Annotated in this window: 17 protein-coding genes; 8 read left to right on the top strand and 9 right to left on the bottom strand. The window is 68.4% G+C overall.

Features of this window, described 5'->3' with window-relative positions:
* Positions 1-63 precede the first annotated feature (63 nt).
* The 4 genes from OH802_RS09550 to OH802_RS09535 all read right to left on the bottom strand — a co-directional run bounded on the left by OH802_RS09550 (position 64) and on the right by OH802_RS09535 (position 4,455).
* Complete coding sequence (locus tag OH802_RS09550) at positions 64-1,668, bottom strand: CotH kinase family protein (RefSeq protein ID WP_406027284.1); 1,605 nt, start codon at positions 1,666-1,668, stop codon at positions 64-66.
* Positions 1,668-2,345 carry a DUF4956 domain-containing protein gene (locus tag OH802_RS09545; RefSeq protein ID WP_406027282.1) on the bottom strand — a complete coding sequence of 226 codons (678 nt, stop codon included), beginning with the start codon at positions 2,343-2,345 and terminating at the stop codon, positions 1,668-1,670. The genes OH802_RS09550 and OH802_RS09545 overlap by 1 nt, the downstream gene beginning before the upstream one ends.
* A 32-nt stretch (positions 2,346-2,377) precedes the next feature.
* On the bottom strand, positions 2,378-3,259 hold the full coding sequence (locus OH802_RS09540; RefSeq protein WP_406027280.1) for a polyphosphate polymerase domain-containing protein: 882 nt from the start codon (positions 3,257-3,259) through the stop codon (positions 2,378-2,380).
* 116 nt (positions 3,260-3,375) lie between these two features.
* Complete coding sequence (locus OH802_RS09535; RefSeq protein ID WP_406027278.1) at positions 3,376-4,455, bottom strand: DNA polymerase domain-containing protein; 1,080 nt, start codon at positions 4,453-4,455, stop codon at positions 3,376-3,378.
* A gap of 140 nt (positions 4,456-4,595) precedes the next feature.
* Here OH802_RS09535 and OH802_RS09530 point away from each other — a divergent pair, with 140 nt between their 5' ends.
* The 3 genes from OH802_RS09530 (at position 4,596) to OH802_RS09520 (ending at position 8,206) form a co-directional block, all read left to right on the top strand.
* Positions 4,596-5,861 carry a hypothetical protein gene (locus OH802_RS09530; RefSeq protein WP_406027276.1) on the top strand — a complete coding sequence of 422 codons (1,266 nt, stop codon included), beginning with the start codon at positions 4,596-4,598 and terminating at the stop codon, positions 5,859-5,861.
* Between the two features lie 124 nt (positions 5,862-5,985).
* Positions 5,986-6,870 carry a DUF4349 domain-containing protein gene (locus OH802_RS09525; protein ID WP_406027274.1) on the top strand — a complete coding sequence of 295 codons (885 nt, stop codon included), beginning with the start codon at positions 5,986-5,988 and terminating at the stop codon, positions 6,868-6,870.
* A 40-nt stretch (positions 6,871-6,910) separates the two neighbouring features.
* Positions 6,911-8,206, top strand: coding sequence for a GNAT family N-acetyltransferase (locus OH802_RS09520; RefSeq protein ID WP_406027272.1), 1,296 nt, complete (start codon positions 6,911-6,913; stop codon positions 8,204-8,206).
* 3 nt (positions 8,207-8,209) lie between these two features.
* On the opposite strand, the gene OH802_RS09515 is transcribed toward OH802_RS09520, so the two are convergent.
* The gene (locus OH802_RS09515) at positions 8,210-8,650 is read right to left on the bottom strand and encodes a cysteine dioxygenase (RefSeq protein ID WP_406027270.1); all 441 of its coding nucleotides are present in this window, start codon (positions 8,648-8,650) and stop codon (positions 8,210-8,212) included.
* A gap of 97 nt (positions 8,651-8,747) precedes the next feature.
* Between OH802_RS09515 and msrB the strand changes: the two genes are divergently transcribed.
* A complete protein-coding gene (gene msrB / locus OH802_RS09510; protein WP_406027267.1) occupies positions 8,748-9,152 on the top strand; it encodes a peptide-methionine (R)-S-oxide reductase MsrB in 405 nt (134 codons plus the stop codon).
* A 9-nt stretch (positions 9,153-9,161) separates the two neighbouring features.
* Here the strand turns inward: msrB and OH802_RS09505 are convergent, their stop codons facing one another.
* The gene (locus tag OH802_RS09505; RefSeq protein WP_406027265.1) at positions 9,162-9,788 is read right to left on the bottom strand and encodes a nitroreductase family protein; all 627 of its coding nucleotides are present in this window, start codon (positions 9,786-9,788) and stop codon (positions 9,162-9,164) included.
* A 119-nt stretch (positions 9,789-9,907) separates the two neighbouring features.
* On the opposite strand from OH802_RS09505, the gene OH802_RS09500 reads away from it, so the two are divergent.
* Together OH802_RS09500 and OH802_RS09495 are read left to right on the top strand one after the other, a co-directional pair.
* A complete protein-coding gene (locus OH802_RS09500; protein WP_406027263.1) occupies positions 9,908-10,582 on the top strand; it encodes an HAD family hydrolase in 675 nt (224 codons plus the stop codon).
* Entirely contained in the window at positions 10,582-11,475 is an 894-nt protein-coding gene (locus tag OH802_RS09495; RefSeq protein WP_355224192.1) for an aminotransferase class IV, read from the top strand. The genes OH802_RS09500 and OH802_RS09495 overlap by 1 nt, the downstream gene beginning before the upstream one ends.
* Before the next feature lie 90 nt (positions 11,476-11,565).
* On the opposite strand, the gene OH802_RS09490 is transcribed toward OH802_RS09495, so the two are convergent.
* Positions 11,566-12,330, bottom strand: a complete 765-nt coding sequence (locus OH802_RS09490) for an LLM class F420-dependent oxidoreductase (RefSeq protein WP_406027260.1) — start codon at positions 12,328-12,330, stop codon at positions 11,566-11,568.
* A gap of 103 nt (positions 12,331-12,433) precedes the next feature.
* Between OH802_RS09490 and OH802_RS09485 the strand changes: the two genes are divergently transcribed.
* Complete coding sequence (locus OH802_RS09485; RefSeq protein WP_406027258.1) at positions 12,434-13,720, top strand: uracil-xanthine permease family protein; 1,287 nt, start codon at positions 12,434-12,436, stop codon at positions 13,718-13,720.
* Positions 13,721-13,737: 17 nt separating this feature from the next.
* On the opposite strand, the gene OH802_RS09480 is transcribed toward OH802_RS09485, so the two are convergent.
* Positions 13,738-14,433, bottom strand: coding sequence for an Imm52 family immunity protein (locus tag OH802_RS09480; protein WP_406027256.1), 696 nt, complete (start codon positions 14,431-14,433; stop codon positions 13,738-13,740).
* A gap of 69 nt (positions 14,434-14,502) precedes the next feature.
* Here OH802_RS09480 and OH802_RS09475 point away from each other — a divergent pair, with 69 nt between their 5' ends.
* Positions 14,503-14,679 (top strand): hypothetical protein, encoded by a 177-nt coding sequence (locus OH802_RS09475; RefSeq protein ID WP_406027254.1) that lies wholly within the window; start codon positions 14,503-14,505, stop codon positions 14,677-14,679.
* A 3-nt stretch (positions 14,680-14,682) separates the two neighbouring features.
* Here OH802_RS09475 and OH802_RS09470 read toward each other — a convergent pair whose 3' ends face one another.
* The gene (locus OH802_RS09470) at positions 14,683-15,111 is read right to left on the bottom strand and encodes a hypothetical protein (protein ID WP_406027252.1); all 429 of its coding nucleotides are present in this window, start codon (positions 15,109-15,111) and stop codon (positions 14,683-14,685) included.
* Position 15,112 lies beyond the last annotated feature (1 nt).

Raw genomic sequence — 15,112 nt, 5'->3', positions numbered from 1 at the left:
ACGAGGAAGTGCCTGCTCGTGCGATCGGGGGATCCGCGCTGAGCGGGCACTTCTGCTATCCGCTCACTCCTTCCGCGCCTTCTTCAAGGCGCTGGTGCGCTGGTTCACCCAGTCCGACATCGTGTCGATCGCTGTCTTCAGGTCCTCGGCGCTCAGCAAGTCGCTGGTCGGCACCGACTCGGCGAGCCCGTCGAGGGTGTCGGCGGCCGTACCGTCGGCGTACACCTTGTCGAACAGCTCCCAGTACGCCTCGGTGTAGACGCCCTTCAGGTCCTCGGACGCCAGGAACCGTTCCTTGAGCGCGTTCCCACCGCGGATGCCACCGGCCTGCTGCGTACGTTCCGGGGCCACGCCTACCTGCGCACCGCCCTGGTCCTCGGCCGCACGATTCCCGCCCCCGAACATGCCGCCACCCATGCCAGCGCCCATGCCGGTCTCGTCGTCGGGACCGAGCGTGGCGTCACCCTGCATGGCGAGGTTGAGGTCCCAGGAGATCACCGAGAGCTTCTCGGACTCCAGGTCGTACCAGAGGTAGTAGTTCTGGCCCGGACCGCTCATGTCGTCGCCGTTGACGATCAGGTTCTGCATCGCCAGATAGCTCGCCAGCGAGTCCACGTCGACCCACTCGTCGAGGTCGGCGGCGAACTCCTCGTCGTCGGCCTCGTCCATCCACTCGAGGAAGTCGATGATCGGCTGCAGCGTGCCGTCGTCACTGGCGTTGATCTGCTTGAACTGGTCGCTGTAGGACGACTGGTCTTCGTCGACGTAGGCCAGCTGAGAGGAGGCGTCGGCCTTGTAGAGGTAGCCGGGCGAGTCGAACAGGTTGTTCGCCATGTTCTCGTCCGGGTGGGCGAGCAGCAGACGGGTCGTCGTGTCGCTGCCGTTGACCGAGTAGACGGCATACCCGTAGTCCTGAGTCGGCAGGTCGGCCGCCTTGGTCAGCGAGAGGGCCATCGCCTCATTGATGACCGGGCTGCCGGGGCGTACGGAGATCTCGGTCATGCCCTGGTAGGCACGGCCCTCGACGTTCTCGTTGAAGCTGAGCAGCAGCGGGAGCGAGGTCGGGTCGTCGGCGGAGGCCTGGGACATCGCGCCCATCCCGCCACCGCCCGGTCCGCCCGTCATCCCGCCTTCGGGCATCTCCATGCCCTCAGGAGGCTCCATGCCCTCGGGGATCTCCATCCCTTCGGGGAGCTCCATGCCCTCTGGGGGCTGCATGCCGCCCCGGCCGGGACCACCCTCGCCACCGGTGCCGCGCAGGCCCATCAAGGTCGAGTTTCCCTTGAGCCGCACCGCGACGTCGTTGATGACGGTCCCGTCGATGGTCACCGTGGCGGTGACCCACTTCTTCTCGCCGTCCTTCTGGTAGCTCTCGACCATGTCGTCGTACTCGACGTCGGTGATGTCGATGGAGACCTCGTGGTCGACCGAGGGGTCGAACAGGTCGACGGTGCCGGCGAGGTCCTCGGTGATGTCGGCGGCGGCGATCTCGACCTCGCCGGTGATGTAGGGCTTGATGCCCACGTCTTTGAGCGTGACCAGCAGCGCGAGGGAGAAGACGCCCAGGAGGGCTACGAGCTTCCAGTGCTGGCGCCAGGACCGCGGCAGCCGGTGCCGGAGGCGCTTGCGCGGCACCGGCTGCGGCGCGACGTCGTCGGGGTCGGCCATCACAGGTCGGTCTGGTCGTAGCCCGTCAGCACGGTGACGCGCTGGCCGCTGTTGACCGCGGAGAGTGCCTGCAGCAGCTCACGCGAGCTGCTGCCCTTCTTCAGCTGCGCGGTGTAGTAGAGCTCGATCAGTGCCCCGGAGCGTATGGACTCGGTCGAGACCAGCTCGAAGTCGGAGCAGTGCTGGATCATCAGGTCCTCGACGACCGAGGTGTACTCCGGCTCCGGCGGCACCTGGACCTTGACCACCTGACGCTGTACGTCGAGCTTGAACCAGTTGAACTTGTTCATCAGGACGAGCACGAGGCAGATCATCACCGTGGCCGCGATCGCGAGCAGGTAGAACCGGGTGCCGGTCGTCATCCCGATCGCCATCACCAAGAAGATGAAGCCGACGTCGCGGGTCTCCTTCACGGCGTTGCGGAACCGGATCACCGACAGCGCACCCACCAGCGCGAACGCTCGGGCGATGTTGGAGCCGACGACGAGCATGATGAGCGAGACGACCATGCCCGCGAGCACCAGCGTCTGGACGTACGACTGGCTGTAGGAGACGTTCTTGTGGGTGGCCCGGTAGACGTAGCCGATGATCGCCGACAGCACGAACGACAGCGTCAGCGACGCCACGATGTCGAAGACGGTGAACGTGGAGCTGAGATCTTGGAAATCGAGATTCATGAGAGCTTCCTGTGCAGTGATCGCTGAGAGGATCAGCGAGAGGTGATGAGGTCGGTGGACGGGGCGAGGACGTTCTCGGCCGCGCCGTAGCGTGAGCTCGGGGCGAGCGAGAAGGCCTCGACGGACTGGCAGTACTTCGAGATCCGGACCACCGACATGTCGAGCCGCGCGGTCAGGTCGGTCGCCCAGTAGGGCACCCGCTCGTTGGCCTTGAGCTCGACGATCGCCAGCTTCGGCGGGATCAGGAACCGGTTCTCCGCGCTCGAGGCGAAGTGGAAGTCGCGGTCGCGGCCGTGCACGCGGTGGTCGATGGTGACGCGCAGGCCGAGGTCGGCCTCGCGCCCGATGAACGCCTCACGCTGGTAGCCGGTGGTGACGATGGGACGCAGTTCGAGATTGCCGACCAGCGAGGTCACCTCGTTGACGAAGCCTCGCGAGGTGCCGCTGACGTCGAGATCGAGCTCCTCGCGCTCATCGAGCCAGCGCCGCGCCTGCTGGTACGGAAGCGAGAGGCGGCGCTTCTGGGTCACCCGGTTCACGCGCTGCTTGATCTCGACGTGGACCGGGGTGTCCTCGGCGCAGCTCGCCGGCTTGCCGTAGAGCCGCATCCGGAGCTTGCGGCGGAACCGGAGCCCCTCGATCTTCTCCCAGTAGAACCGCAGATCCGGGGTGTCGTAGTAGACCGACGTCACCGGATAGCCGCCCAGCGGCGAGTACGGGTCGGCCTCCATCCGGGCCTCGAGCTCCTCGCGCAGCCGGGCGACCTTCAGCTCGTCGATCAGATACTTGATCTCGTAGCGGTTGAAGGCGTGCAACCGGCTCGCGGTCTCCGCATAGCCGGTGGGCTGCGTCGGAGCATCCTCGGCTTCCATCTCATCGTGGTTGACGCCTCGGCGTCGACTCAACCAACCCATTCAGTTCTTCCTCCCGGGAGAGTCACTCATGCGACTCCGGGAGTTCACCGGTCGTTCATGTCTTCGGGCTGTGCCGAACCTGTGATGAGCCTGTCAGCGAGCCGGCGGGAGGCCGATCACTCGATGCGGTTGCCTTCCTCGTCCCAGTGGGACGCGACCTTCTTGCTCGGCTGCACCCGCGGCGGCTCCCCCGGCATCTTCGGGTAGTCGGGCGGGAAGTTGAGCTCGCCTCCGGGCAGCTTCTCCCACAGCTCGAGCAGGGGCGTGAGGTCGTACGCCTCGTCGTCGATCTGCGCCCAGCGGTCGCCGTCGGCGAGGAGGTCGGGGACGGTGAAGAGGTTGAGCTCGCGCGGGTCCTTCAGGTCGGCCAGCTCGTCCCAGGTGAGCGGCGTGGAGACCGGGGCGCCGGGCTTGGGACGCAGCGAGTAGGCGCTCGCGATGGTTCGGTCTCGGTTGTTCTGGTTGAAGTCGACGAAGATGCGCTCCCCGCGCTCCTCCTTCCACCACGCGGTGGTCACTCCCCCGTCGCGACGCTCCAGCTCGCGGCCGAACCCGATCGCGGCGTGACGCAGTTCCTCGAAGGTCCACTCAGGCCGGATGCGTACGTAGATGTGTACGCCGCGGTTGCCGCTGGTCTTCGCGAAACCGCGCAGGCCGAGCTCCTCGAGGGTCTCCCGGGCGACGCCGGCGACCCGCAACACGTCGGCGAAGTCGGTGCCCGGCTGCGGGTCGAGGTCGATGCGCAGCTCGTCGGGGTGATCGACATCAGCGCGGCGGACGGGCCAGGGGTGGAAGGTGAGCGCGCCCATCTGGGCGCACCAGACCGGGATCGCCGGCTCGGTGGGGCAGATCTCTCGCGCCTTACGCCCGCTCGGGAAGGTGATCTCGACCTCCTCGAGGTAGTCGGGGGCACCCTTGGGCGTGCGCTTCTGGTAGAAGCCGTCACCCTCTTTGTCGGTGGGGCCGGTGGCCAGCTTCATGCCCTCGCGCCAGCCGTCGGGCCAGCGCTCGAGAGCAGTCGGGCGATCCCGCAGCGCCCGCATCAGCGGGTCGCCGACGGTCGCGAAGAACTCCGCGACCATCAGCTTGGTGACCTCGGGGGTGCGGTCGGTCGCCTCGTAGATCACCCGGTCGGGGCTGGAGATCCGCACCTCGCGCTCGCCTGCCTGCACGTGTGCCGCCGGTGTCTTCGCCATGGCGCCAACCTAGCCCGCGCCAAGCCCCTCCCCCAGCGAAATCGCCCGGACGACATCCGCAACTCACTGGCCAGTACGTCTCGAGACCGGCATGATCCGCTCCAACGTAGGCGACCGCCACGATCTCGGAGGACCCCCACATGTCGACTCGAACCACGGCACTGACCGCCGCCACGGCGGCCCTGGCCGCCGCCATCACCCTCGGCCTCACCGGCGCTCCCTCGACCGCGAGCGCCGACCCGGCCTGCGGGACCGTCGCCTCGCCCGACACCCGGGTGGAGCACACCCGGCTCACCGACCCGGCGGTGACCGACATCCTGGCCCGCTCCGGGTTCGACGACGTCGCCGGCGCGGTGAGGACGGCCGTCTGCGACGCCGGCAGCAGCAGGGCCGCCACCGCTGCGGCACGGCTCGCCGGCCAGGCGCTGTGGCGGCGCGCGGTCGACCGCGTGCAGGGCCGCGGCGACGCCGGTGGCGACCTGCCGCGCAGCGACGACCGGCCGCTCTACTGGGCCCGGCTCGCGGGCGAGCTGGAGATCGCGCGGGTCGCGCCTGCGTACCGGACCTGGTCCGAGGACGCCCGGGCGAAGGTGCTGGCGGCCTTCGACCGGAGCTCGCGCGGGATCGAGTCGACCGCCTTCGCCCGCGGCGAGTCCGGCCGGTCACGGCAGGTGCTGGCCTCCGGCTTCGACCCGTTCACCCTCGATCGCAACATCCGCCAGTCGAACCCGTCCGGAGCGACGGCGCTGGCGATGGACGGGCGCGTCGTCCAGACGGCGAAGGGTCCCGTCGAGATCCAGACCGTGGTGTTCCCGGTGCTGTGGGCGCCGTTCGCGCAGGGCATCGTCGAGCGCGCGTTCCTGCCACACCTGGTCCCCGGCAAGCGCGACGTGGACACCGCCATCACCATCAGCCAGGGCCGCGCGGGCCGTTTCGACCTGGAGGTCTGGAACGGCGCCCATCGCGGCACCTTCCCCGACAACGACCGCGTCAGCGTCAACGAGACGATCCCGATTCCCGAGGACGTACCTCATGCCGACCCGCAGCCGCGGTGGACCCGGACCACGCTGCCGGTCGAGGCGATGAAGGCGGCCGTGCCCGGCACCTTCCCGGTGAACGTCAACCGGATCATCACCGAGATCCCGGCCGGATCGACCGCGCCGGTCACCCGGGAGGACCCGACGCCGGGCTCCACGGCGGTCGCCGGTGGCGGCGGTGACTACCTGTCCAACGAGTCGGCCTACCGCACCACCGCCCTCCGCGACGCGCTCCAGGCCGACACCAAGCAGGGTCACATCCACGTACCGGTCCTCGACGGGGACGCCAGCGGCGAACCGCTGGCCGACATGCGGGCAGACATCGTGGCCCAGACTCTCGATCTCGTGGCGGCTGCGGCGACGAGCTGATCCGGAGATGGCCCGAAGGATATGGCCCGAAGGAACTAGCCGTCTCCTGCACCGTTTTCATGCCCCCCGGCGTACTAGGGGCATGAAAACAGCAAAGGTCAGGCCTATCTCGGGTGCGGCCCTTGTGATTGTCAGCATCTTCGCTCTCGGCGCGTGCGGCGGGTCGGACGGATCGAGCGGATCCTCCGCCGACTCCGGCTCGGTCGAGTCGCTCGCCGACCAATCGGCCGGGAAGGCGGCAGGCCCGGAGATGGCCGCGGAGGACGCAGACGCGGCCGCCCCGAAGCAGGCCGTAACGAAGGCGTCGATCATCTCCACCGGCTCGGTCTCGCTCGACGCGAAGGACGTCGGAAAGACCCGTACGCAGGTGCAGCAGATCTCCGACAGGTACGCCGGCCAGGTCACCGAGCAGGAGACCAGCGACAGCGACGACGACGGACCCAGCCACGCCCGGATGGTCCTCCGGATCCCGTCGAAGTCGTTCGACGATGCGATGGCCGACCTCGAGGACACCGCCACCCTGGTCGACTCCAACACCACGACCACCGACGTCACCACCGAGGTCGTCGACACCGAGGTGCGGGTGAAGAACGCCCGGACGAGCATCGAGCGGATCCGTACGCTCCTCTCCCGCGCGGAGGCGATCGGTGATGTCATCGCGATCGAGTCCGAGCTCGCCCGGCGCGAGGCCGACCTCAACTCGCTGCTCGCCCAGCAGGCGGCTCTCGAGGACCAGACCTCACTGTCGACCATCACGGTCAACATCGACCGTGCCGGCCCCGGCGGCTCCTCCGAGGACGACCCCGGCTTCCTGGCCGGGCTGAGCGCCGGCTGGGATGCCCTAGGGGATTCGGCCCGCGTCCTCGCGGTCGCTCTCGGCGCCATCATCCCCTGGACGCCGGTCATCCTGCTCCTCCTCGCGCCCGTCTGGCTCCTGTCCCGACGCCGGAGGCAGGTGGCTGCGCCAATCGCTGGGCCGGTGCCGGCCACCGGCCCGGCGGAGGAATAACCAGTCGAGATCGGGGTGCTCGGCGGCGTACGTTCTGAACATGAGCGCGCTCGAGCACCCCGGCCTCGTCTTCCGCAGCCTCGACCCCTTCGACGGGGACGAGGCCCTGTTGAAGGGGTGGTACGAAGGCACGCGTCGTGGCTTCCACCAGTCCCGAGGCAACGACGACGGCATCGAGGTCTGGCGCGACCACACCCGCTCCGACTCGGTGACGCTGTTGGGGGCGTGGACGGAGAACTCGGAGTTCTCCTCGGCCACGATCCCGGTCGCGACGTTCTCGTCCTGGACCTCGCCGGTCAACGTGGGCGGCGGCGTCACCCTGCCGACGCTGCTGATCAGCGACGTGACCGTCTCCCCGACCCACCGGCGCCAGGGCCTGCTGCGCAAGCTCATGACGGTCTCGCTGGCCGACGCGGTCGCCGCCGGCGTGCCGCTGGCCGCGCTGACCGTCTCCGAGGGGTCGATCTACGGCCGCTTCGGGTTCGGCACGGCCACGCATCTGCGCCAGGTCGAGGTCGATGTGACCGCGAAGTTCCGCTACCGCCCCGAGATCCCTGAGGACGACGGTTCGGTGACCCTGGTCGAGCCGGCCGACGCTTGGAAGACGGTCGCCGAGATCTACGGCACCTTCCAGGAGCGCACCCGCGGATCGGTCACCCGGCCCCAGTTCTACGAGCCCTGGCTCTCCAGCGCCTACGACTTCGGTGGCGACTCGAAGGGCGAGTCGAAGCAGCGCGCCGTGCTGCACCTGGATGCTTCCGGCACGCCCGACGGCTACGCGATCTACAAGACCGCCGACGAGCGCAACGACGCTGGTCTGCGGATGGCGCGGGTCGTCGACCTGGTCGCGCTGACCCCGGCGGCCTACCGGCGGCTGTGGCGTTTCCTCGCCGACATCGACCTCGTCGAGCGGGTCAGCTGGCACCGGGCACCGGTGCACGACCCGCTCTACTGGGCGCTCGCCGAGCCGTTCGCGGTCAAGAGCGCCGAGCTCGACGACATGCTGTGGATGCGTGTGCTCGATGTGCCGGCCGCCCTTCAGGCACGACCCTGGTACGCCACCGGCGAGGTCGTCCTCGGCGTCGACGACACGCTCGGACACGCTGCCGGTGCCTGGCGGGTCGCGGTGAGGGACGGCGTCGCGGAGGTCACCCCGACCGACGCAGCCCCGACCGTGGAGCTCGCCGCGGACACCCTTGGCGCCCTCTATCTCGGCGGCGTCGACGTACGCACCCTGGCGGCCGCCGGCCGGATCACCGGCTCACCCGAGGCGATCGAGACTTGGGCGGCGATGGCCGACGGCGGCCCGCTGCCCTACTGCATCACCGGCTTCTGAGGGTCAGGGGCGTCCGGGCTCGGCGCCGATCAGGCTGATCCGGTCGCCGCGAAAGTGGTAGTGGTGCATCGCGTCCAACCTCGGTGCGTACGCGTGCAGGCTGATCGCCGGGCGCGAGCCGACGTTGCGTACGTCATGGACATGGCCGGCGTCATGCGCCCGGGCGTCGCCGGGGCCGACGTCGGCGATCTGCAGGCCACCGAGCCAGTTGTGCTCGACCAGGCTGCCGGTGAGCACGGTGAAGGCGGTGGTCGCGGTGCCGTGGTCGTGGAAGCCGGTGCTGGCGCCCGGCGACCACGCGATCAGCCAGACCTCGACCTCGTCGTCGCGGTGGAGCAGGTGGAACTCGCGCCCGGTCTCGGGCACCTGCACCCGCGCGAGCAGGTCGTCGTCGGCGTAGGTGCGGATGGCGTCCAGCAGGGGCTGCATGGCAAGTGCGGTCAAGGTGGCCTCCTCCAGAAGCGTCGTGGGTTTAAGTATAGTAGATGACTCGACTTTGGCAATGGAGTTGTGCTCCCACCCCAGACGTACCATTTGAGCCATGGGTTACAACGTGGAGAAGTCCGACGAGGAGTGGCGCGCAGAGCTGTCGCCCGAGGAGTACGCGGTGCTGCGCCAGGCAGGCACCGAGCGGGCGTTCACGGGTGAATACACCGACACCGAGACCAAGGGCGTCTACTCGTGCAAGGCCTGCAAGGCCAAGCTGTTCGAGTCCGACACCAAGTTCCACTCCGGCTGCGGCTGGCCGTCGTTCTACCAGCCGATCAGCGACACGATCGAGTACATCGAGGACAAGACGCACGGGATGGACCGGGTGGAGGTCCGCTGCGCCAACTGCGGCTCCCACCTCGGCCACGTCTTCCCCGACGGCTACGGCACCCCGACCGGCGACCGGTTCTGCATCAACTCGATCTCGATCGCGCTGGAGCCGGCCGACCAGGCCTGATCCTGGGCATCACCATCCGTTGACGTGGATGATCCGGTCGAGGTCGCGCCGCGGCCCCGGCTTGAAGTCGGTCCCCACGGTGTAGGCGACCGGGAGCAGCACGCCCTGGTGCACGTTCTCGGGCAGGCCCAGGGCGGCCGCCGCCTCCCGCTCGTACTTCAGATGCAGCGTCGTCCATGTCGTGCCGAGCCCGCGGGCCCGCAGCGCCAGCGCCAGGCTCCACGCGGCCGGGAGCAGCGAGCCCCACAGGCCGGCCTGGTTGCTCGCCGGCAGCTCGGGTCCGTCCGTCTCGATCGCGGCGATGACCTGCACCGGCACCGTCGCCATCACCTCACGCAGGTGGAGCGAGCTGGCGTTCACCCTCGCCGCGGTCGGATCGGTGGGCTCCTCCCGCCCGGCGTACGCCTCGGTGTGCGCGCGTGCGTAGAGGTCGCCGACCTGCTGCTTGAGCGCAGGGTCGGTGATGACGAGCCAGTGCCAACGCTGGTTGTTGCTGCCCGAGGGCGCCTGGACGGCGATCTCGATCGCCTCCCGGACGACGTCGAGGGGCACGTCGCGATCGAGGTCGAGGCGCTTGCGTACGGCTCGGGTCGTGGTGAGCAGCTGGTCGGGGTCGAGCGGCAGGAGTTCAGTCATGATGGATTGACACCAGTGACTCGAGCGATATTCCTCGGTTTGCCGAATCCGGATAGCGTGGCGCCGTGACAGTGCGGATCGCGATGTGGTCAGGCCCGAGGAACCTATCCACGGCGTTGATGCGCTCGTTCGAGAACCGGCCAGACTGCACGGTCCTCGACGAGCCGCTGTACGCCGCCTACCTCGCGGCCACGGGCCTCGATCATCCGGGCCGTGACGACGTGCTCGCCTCCCAGCCGAACGACTGGCGGGTCGTGGCCAAGGAGATCACGTCCGGGCCGGTCGGCTCGGCGGTGCAGTATCAGAAGCACATGACCCATCACCTGCTTCCAGAGATGGACCACGGCGCCTTCGCCGGGCTCTCGCACGCGTTCCTGGTCCGGGACCCGGAGCGGGTGCTGACCTCGTACGCCAAGGTCCGCGACGAGCCGACGCTGGAGGACCTCGGGCTGCCGCAGCAGGTGGCGCTCTTCGAGGAGTTCGGCGGGCCGGTGGTCGATGCCGCCTCGATCCTGGCCTCGCCGCGGGCGGCTCTCGCCGGGCTGTGCGACGCCTTGGGGATCGGCTTCGACGAGGCGATGCTGTCGTGGCCCGCCGGCCGGCGCGACTCCGACGGGGTGTGGGCCCCGCACTGGTACTCCGGGGTGTGGGCCTCGACCGGGTTCGCCGCCTCCTCCCCCGGCGCCGCCGACCCACTACCCGCGCGCCTGGCGCCGCTGCTGGAGCGCTGCCTGCCCTACTACGATCGCCTCGCCCCCTATGTCATGGCCCCCAATATCAAGAAGGGTGACTGATGCTGCAGACATACGACCCCCGCAACGACCACCTCCAGGTCTGGATCAACGGTGAGCTCAGCCACCGCCTGGAGGCGCGGATCTCGCCGTTCGACTCGCTCGCCCAGGGCGGCGACGGCGTCTGGGAGGGGCTGCGGCTCACCCAGGGACGCATCTTCAAGCTCGACGAGCACCTGCAGCGGCTGCGGCGCTCGGCGCGGGCTCTCGCCTTCTCGGACATCCCCTCCGACGCGTTCATGACCGAGGCGATCCGGGAGTGCCTGGCCGCCAACGAGATGCGCGACGACGTCCACATCCGGCTCACGCTCTCGCGCGGCGTGAAGGTCACCTCCGGCATGGACCCGCGGCTCAACCAGTCGGGTCCGACCCTGATCGTGCTGGCCGAGTTCAAGTCACCGGTCTACGACGACTCCGGGATCACGCTGATCACCGCGGCCCAGCGCCGCCCGCGCGCTGACATGCTCGACCCGAAGATCCATCACAACAACCTGATCCCCTCGATCCTGGCCAAGGTCGAGGCCAACAACGCGGGCGCCGACGACGCGCTGATGCTCGACGACGCCGGCTTCATCGCCGAGACCAACGCCACCCACTTCTTCCACGTACGTGACGGGGTGCTGCGCACCTCGACGACCCGTGCGTGCCCCGAGGGGATCACCCGCGCCACCGTCCTCGACCTCGCCGCCGACCTGGGCCTGCCGGTGGACGTCGGCGACTTCTCGCTCACAGACGCCCACACGGCCGACGAGGCCTTCGTCACCGGCACGATGGGCGGGCTCACCCCGGTGGTCTCCCTCGACGGCCGGCCGATCGAGCGCGGGCCGATGACGCAGCAGCTCTCGAAGGCGTACGCGGACCTGCAGGCGACAACGGGGACGGTCGTCGCGGGCTGAATGCAGACCGAGGTAACTCGGTGAGCGCGCGCTTCCTTCGTGGAGTTCCACGCGGGAAGCGGCAGCTGACCGAGTTACCTCGTTGAACGGTCAGGCGCCGACCGAGTCACGCCAGGCGACGAGGTCCTCCAGCGGCTTGAGGTCGTAGTCGGGACCGCCGACCCCGTAGGTGAACAGCCGGGCACCGGCGTCGTAGAGCGGCTTGGCGGCCTCCGCGCTGTCTGCTGCGGTCGAGATCTCGATCTCGTTCACGTCGCGGCCGATCGCCTCGCAGTGGCCGGCGAGCACGCCGCGCTTGCGCTCCAGAGTCTCCACGTCGGAGAAGGAGTGCCAGATGTCGGCGTGCTTCGCGACGTACTTCAGGGTCTTCTTCTCCCCGCCGCCACCGATCATGACCGGGATCTTCCGGACGGGTGCGGGGTTGAGCTCGGACCAGCGCTTCTCGATGCGCGGGAGCGCCTCGCCGAGCGCGTCGAGGCGCGAGCCGGCGGTGCCGAAGTCGTAGCCGTACTCGGTGTAGTCCCGCTCGAACCAGCCGGACCCGATCCCGAAGACCAGCCGGCCATCGGAGATGTGGTCGACGGTGCGGGCCATGTCGGCGAGCAGCTCGGGGTTGCGGTAGGAGTTGCAGGTCACCAGGCAGCCGATCTCGGCGCGGCTGGTCTGCTCGGCCCAGGCCGCGAGCATGGTCCAGGCCTCGAAGTGCTTGCCGTCGGGCTCGCCGTAGAGCGGATAGAAGTGGTCCCAGTTGAAGAGGATGTCGACGCCGATCTCCTCCGCGCGGCGGGCGGCATCGCGGATCTGGGCGTAGTCGGCGTGCTGGGGCTGGATCTGGACTCCGATACGGATCGTCATGTGTCCAACCCTACGGAGTGCCTGGCTTCCGTCCCCGCGCGAATCGGCCCTATCGTTCGGCAGGCGGCGAATCGCGCCGTACGAGAGCTGAAGAGGGTGCGAGATGCGACTCGGCTGGGATCTGCACGATGACGGCAAGAACGTACGCGAAGGGGCGATCGTCAAGCCCGGGGAGCGGTTGAGCTGGCCCCGGACGATCGGCTTCGGCGGCCAGCACGTGGTCGCGATGTTCGGCGCCACGTTCCTGGTGCCGTTGCTGACCGGCTTCCCGCCGACCACGACGCTGTTCTTCTCCGGCATCGGCACGCTGCTGTTCCTGCTCATCACGCGCAACCGGCTGCCCAGCTACCTCGGCTCCTCGTTCGCCTTCATCGCGCCGATCGGTGCCGCGATGGGCGGCGGCGGGATGGGGGCTGCGCTCTTCGGCATCCTGGTCACCGGTGCTCTGCTCGCGCTGGTCGGCGTGATCGTGATGGTCACCGGCACCGGATGGATCGAGGCGCTGATGCCGCCGGTGGTAACCGGTGCGATCGTCGCGCTGATCGGTCTCAACCTGGCCTCGGCCGCGACCAACAACGTCGTCGGCGGCGACCCGGCCAACCCCGACAACGGTGCCGTTCTGGTCGCCGCGATCACGCTGGCCACCGTGCTCGTCGTCGCCGTCGCCTTCCGCGGCCTGATCGCCAGGCTCTCCATCCTGGTCGGCGTCGTCGTCGGCTACCTCGCCGCGCTGGTCATGGGCCAGATCGACACCTCGGCGTTCCAGGAGGCCGCCTGGTTCGGGCTCCCCGACTTCTCCACCCCGACCGTGTCCTGGTCGGTGGTGCCCATGTTCCTGCCGGTCGTGCTCGTCCTCGTCGCCGAGAACGTCGGCCACGTACGCAGCGTCGCCCACCTCGCCGGCGACGACACCATCAACCGCGAGACCGGCCGGGCCCTCTTCGCCGACGGCCTCGCCACCACCATCGCCGGTGGCTTCGGCGGCTCGGCGACCACGACGTACGGCGAGAACATCGGCGTCATGACCGCGACCCGGGTCTTCTCGACCGCCGCCTACTGGGTCGCCGGCGTGGTGGCGATCCTGCTGTCGCTGTCTCCGAAGTTCGGGGCGCTCCTGAACACCATCCCTGCCGGTGTGCTCGGTGGGATCACCGTCGCGCTCTACGGCCTGATCGGCCTGATCGGCATCCGGATCTGGCTGGACAACCGGGTCGACTTCGCCGACCCGGTCAACCAGTTCACCGCCGCCGTCGCCCTGGTCATCGGGATCGGCAACCTGACCCTGACCTTCGGCGACCTGACCTTCACCGGCATCGCACTGGGCACCATCGCCGCGGTCGTGATCTACCACGGGATGAGCGCCCTGGCGCGCCTGCGGGGCCGCCGCTGAGCCGGCTCAGGGTTTGCTCAGAGCTTGCTGCGATCGGTCGGCGTCGGAGAGAAGGCCGCGCTGAGCCGGAGCACCTTGGCGAACTCGGTGACCTTCTCCACGGACAGGAAGCCGTCGCCCTCGCCCGAACCGATGACGACGCCACCGTTGTCGAGCTTGTCGAGGTGCTTGTCCATGCCACCAGGAAGGGCCTTCGCCCTCCCCTCGGAGAGGTAGTTCAGGTATCCGAGCTTCGGCCCCGGCTTTCCGGCAGGCTGCACCTGCGCGAGAGCCTCGTTGAGCGACCTCGAGGTCACCGCGGCCCAGTCCGGGTCCCAGGCAGAGGCGAGCTGCCGAAGGACCGGGCCGGCGAATTTCGCGACATCGGCACCACGCCACTTCACCACGATGCTGTTGCGCACCTTTGCAGACTCGGTATATCCGCCGACTATCAAGGTGATAGCCACCGTGATTCCATTTCCGCGCCCCCGATAAGCCTGGCTGATTCCCAGATTCGGAGCGTCCGTATTCTCACGAAACGCGTCGGAGATCGCTTTCAGCGCGTTATCCCGCTCTTCAAGGGGCTTTCCGGGCAGCGCGGGTGAGGACCACGAGATCTTCTCGCCCAGGACCTCGTCGAGGCCTGCGATGAATGCGACCAGTTCGTCTGTGACCTGCTCAGCAGTCTCCTGCCGCGGGCCCCAGAATCCGCGCGCGATCAGTTCTTCATCCACGGTCATGACCGTATCACCGCTCCCTCTTCGTATCGGCCGTCACCCTCGACGGCCGCCCACTCCGCCATCGTGACGGATGCGGCGGGCGACACTCCGGTTGAGTGGGTCTTCTCGAACAAAGAGGCAATGGAAGCGGCGCGGACCCTCTTTGAAGACTTCGATCTGCCTATTTCGGTCAGGCACCAGGACTTCGTCAATCCGCCCAGTGATTGGGACGGCTGGAATGCGCCGAAGAGCAATGGATGAGTCTCATATCACCTGGCGCAGGGCTTGATCGAGCCATTCCTTCTCCTTGGCACCGTTGGGATATCCCCACGAGTCGATCATCTTTCCGTAACCGTGCTTTGTCTCGATCAACTTGCCGTCGAGAATTCCGTCGAACTTGACCTCATTGTCCATCGATCCACGAAGAGAGAATTCCAGCCCGTCGTCCTTGCCGGTCACCTGGCGCTCGAACTCGGCGCCGAGCTTCTGCTGGAGAAACTTGTGGTTCCGATTGACGGGCTTCCATTCGCCGGGGCCCAACCTGCCGTCCAGCTGACGACGAGCCTCCGCCTGCTTCCGGATGTCCTCGGCGACGTCGTCAGCGTTCTTCTTGAGCGAGTCCCCGACCTCGGTGAGGACCTCGCCCGCCTTCTCGAAGGCCTCCTTGGCGACGTCGCCGATCTGCTTGGCCATA

Source organism: Nocardioides sp. NBC_00850 (assembly GCF_045207335.1).
GTDB lineage: Bacteria > Actinomycetota > Actinomycetes > Propionibacteriales > Nocardioidaceae > Nocardioides.
Note: the sequence above shows the minus strand (reverse complement) of the source record. Positions and strands in the feature narration are given on the sequence as shown.

Bases quoted from the DNA above. Each gene is read 5' to 3' on its own strand.
- OH802_RS09550 (WP_406027284.1), bottom strand. From the start codon at position 1,668: ATGGCCGACCCCGACGACGTCGCGCCGCAGCCGGTGCCGCGCAAGCGC.
- OH802_RS09545 (WP_406027282.1), bottom strand. From the start codon at position 2,345: ATGAATCTCGATTTCCAAGATCTCAGCTCCACGTTCACCGTCTTCGAC.
- OH802_RS09540 (WP_406027280.1), bottom strand. From the start codon at position 3,259: ATGGGTTGGTTGAGTCGACGCCGAGGCGTCAACCACGATGAGATGGAA.
- OH802_RS09535 (WP_406027278.1), bottom strand. From the start codon at position 4,455: ATGGCGAAGACACCGGCGGCACACGTGCAGGCAGGCGAGCGCGAGGTG.
- OH802_RS09530 (WP_406027276.1), top strand. From the start codon at position 4,596: ATGTCGACTCGAACCACGGCACTGACCGCCGCCACGGCGGCCCTGGCC.
- OH802_RS09520 (WP_406027272.1), top strand. From the start codon at position 6,911: ATGAGCGCGCTCGAGCACCCCGGCCTCGTCTTCCGCAGCCTCGACCCC.
- msrB (WP_406027267.1), top strand. From the start codon at position 8,748: ATGGGTTACAACGTGGAGAAGTCCGACGAGGAGTGGCGCGCAGAGCTG.
- OH802_RS09505 (WP_406027265.1), bottom strand. From the start codon at position 9,788: ATGACTGAACTCCTGCCGCTCGACCCCGACCAGCTGCTCACCACGACC.
- OH802_RS09500 (WP_406027263.1), top strand. From the start codon at position 9,908: ATGCGCTCGTTCGAGAACCGGCCAGACTGCACGGTCCTCGACGAGCCG.
- OH802_RS09495 (WP_355224192.1), top strand. From the start codon at position 10,582: ATGCTGCAGACATACGACCCCCGCAACGACCACCTCCAGGTCTGGATC.
- OH802_RS09490 (WP_406027260.1), bottom strand. From the start codon at position 12,330: ATGACGATCCGTATCGGAGTCCAGATCCAGCCCCAGCACGCCGACTAC.
- OH802_RS09485 (WP_406027258.1), top strand. From the start codon at position 12,434: ATGCGACTCGGCTGGGATCTGCACGATGACGGCAAGAACGTACGCGAA.
- OH802_RS09470 (WP_406027252.1), bottom strand. From the start codon at position 15,111: ATGGCCAAGCAGATCGGCGACGTCGCCAAGGAGGCCTTCGAGAAGGCG.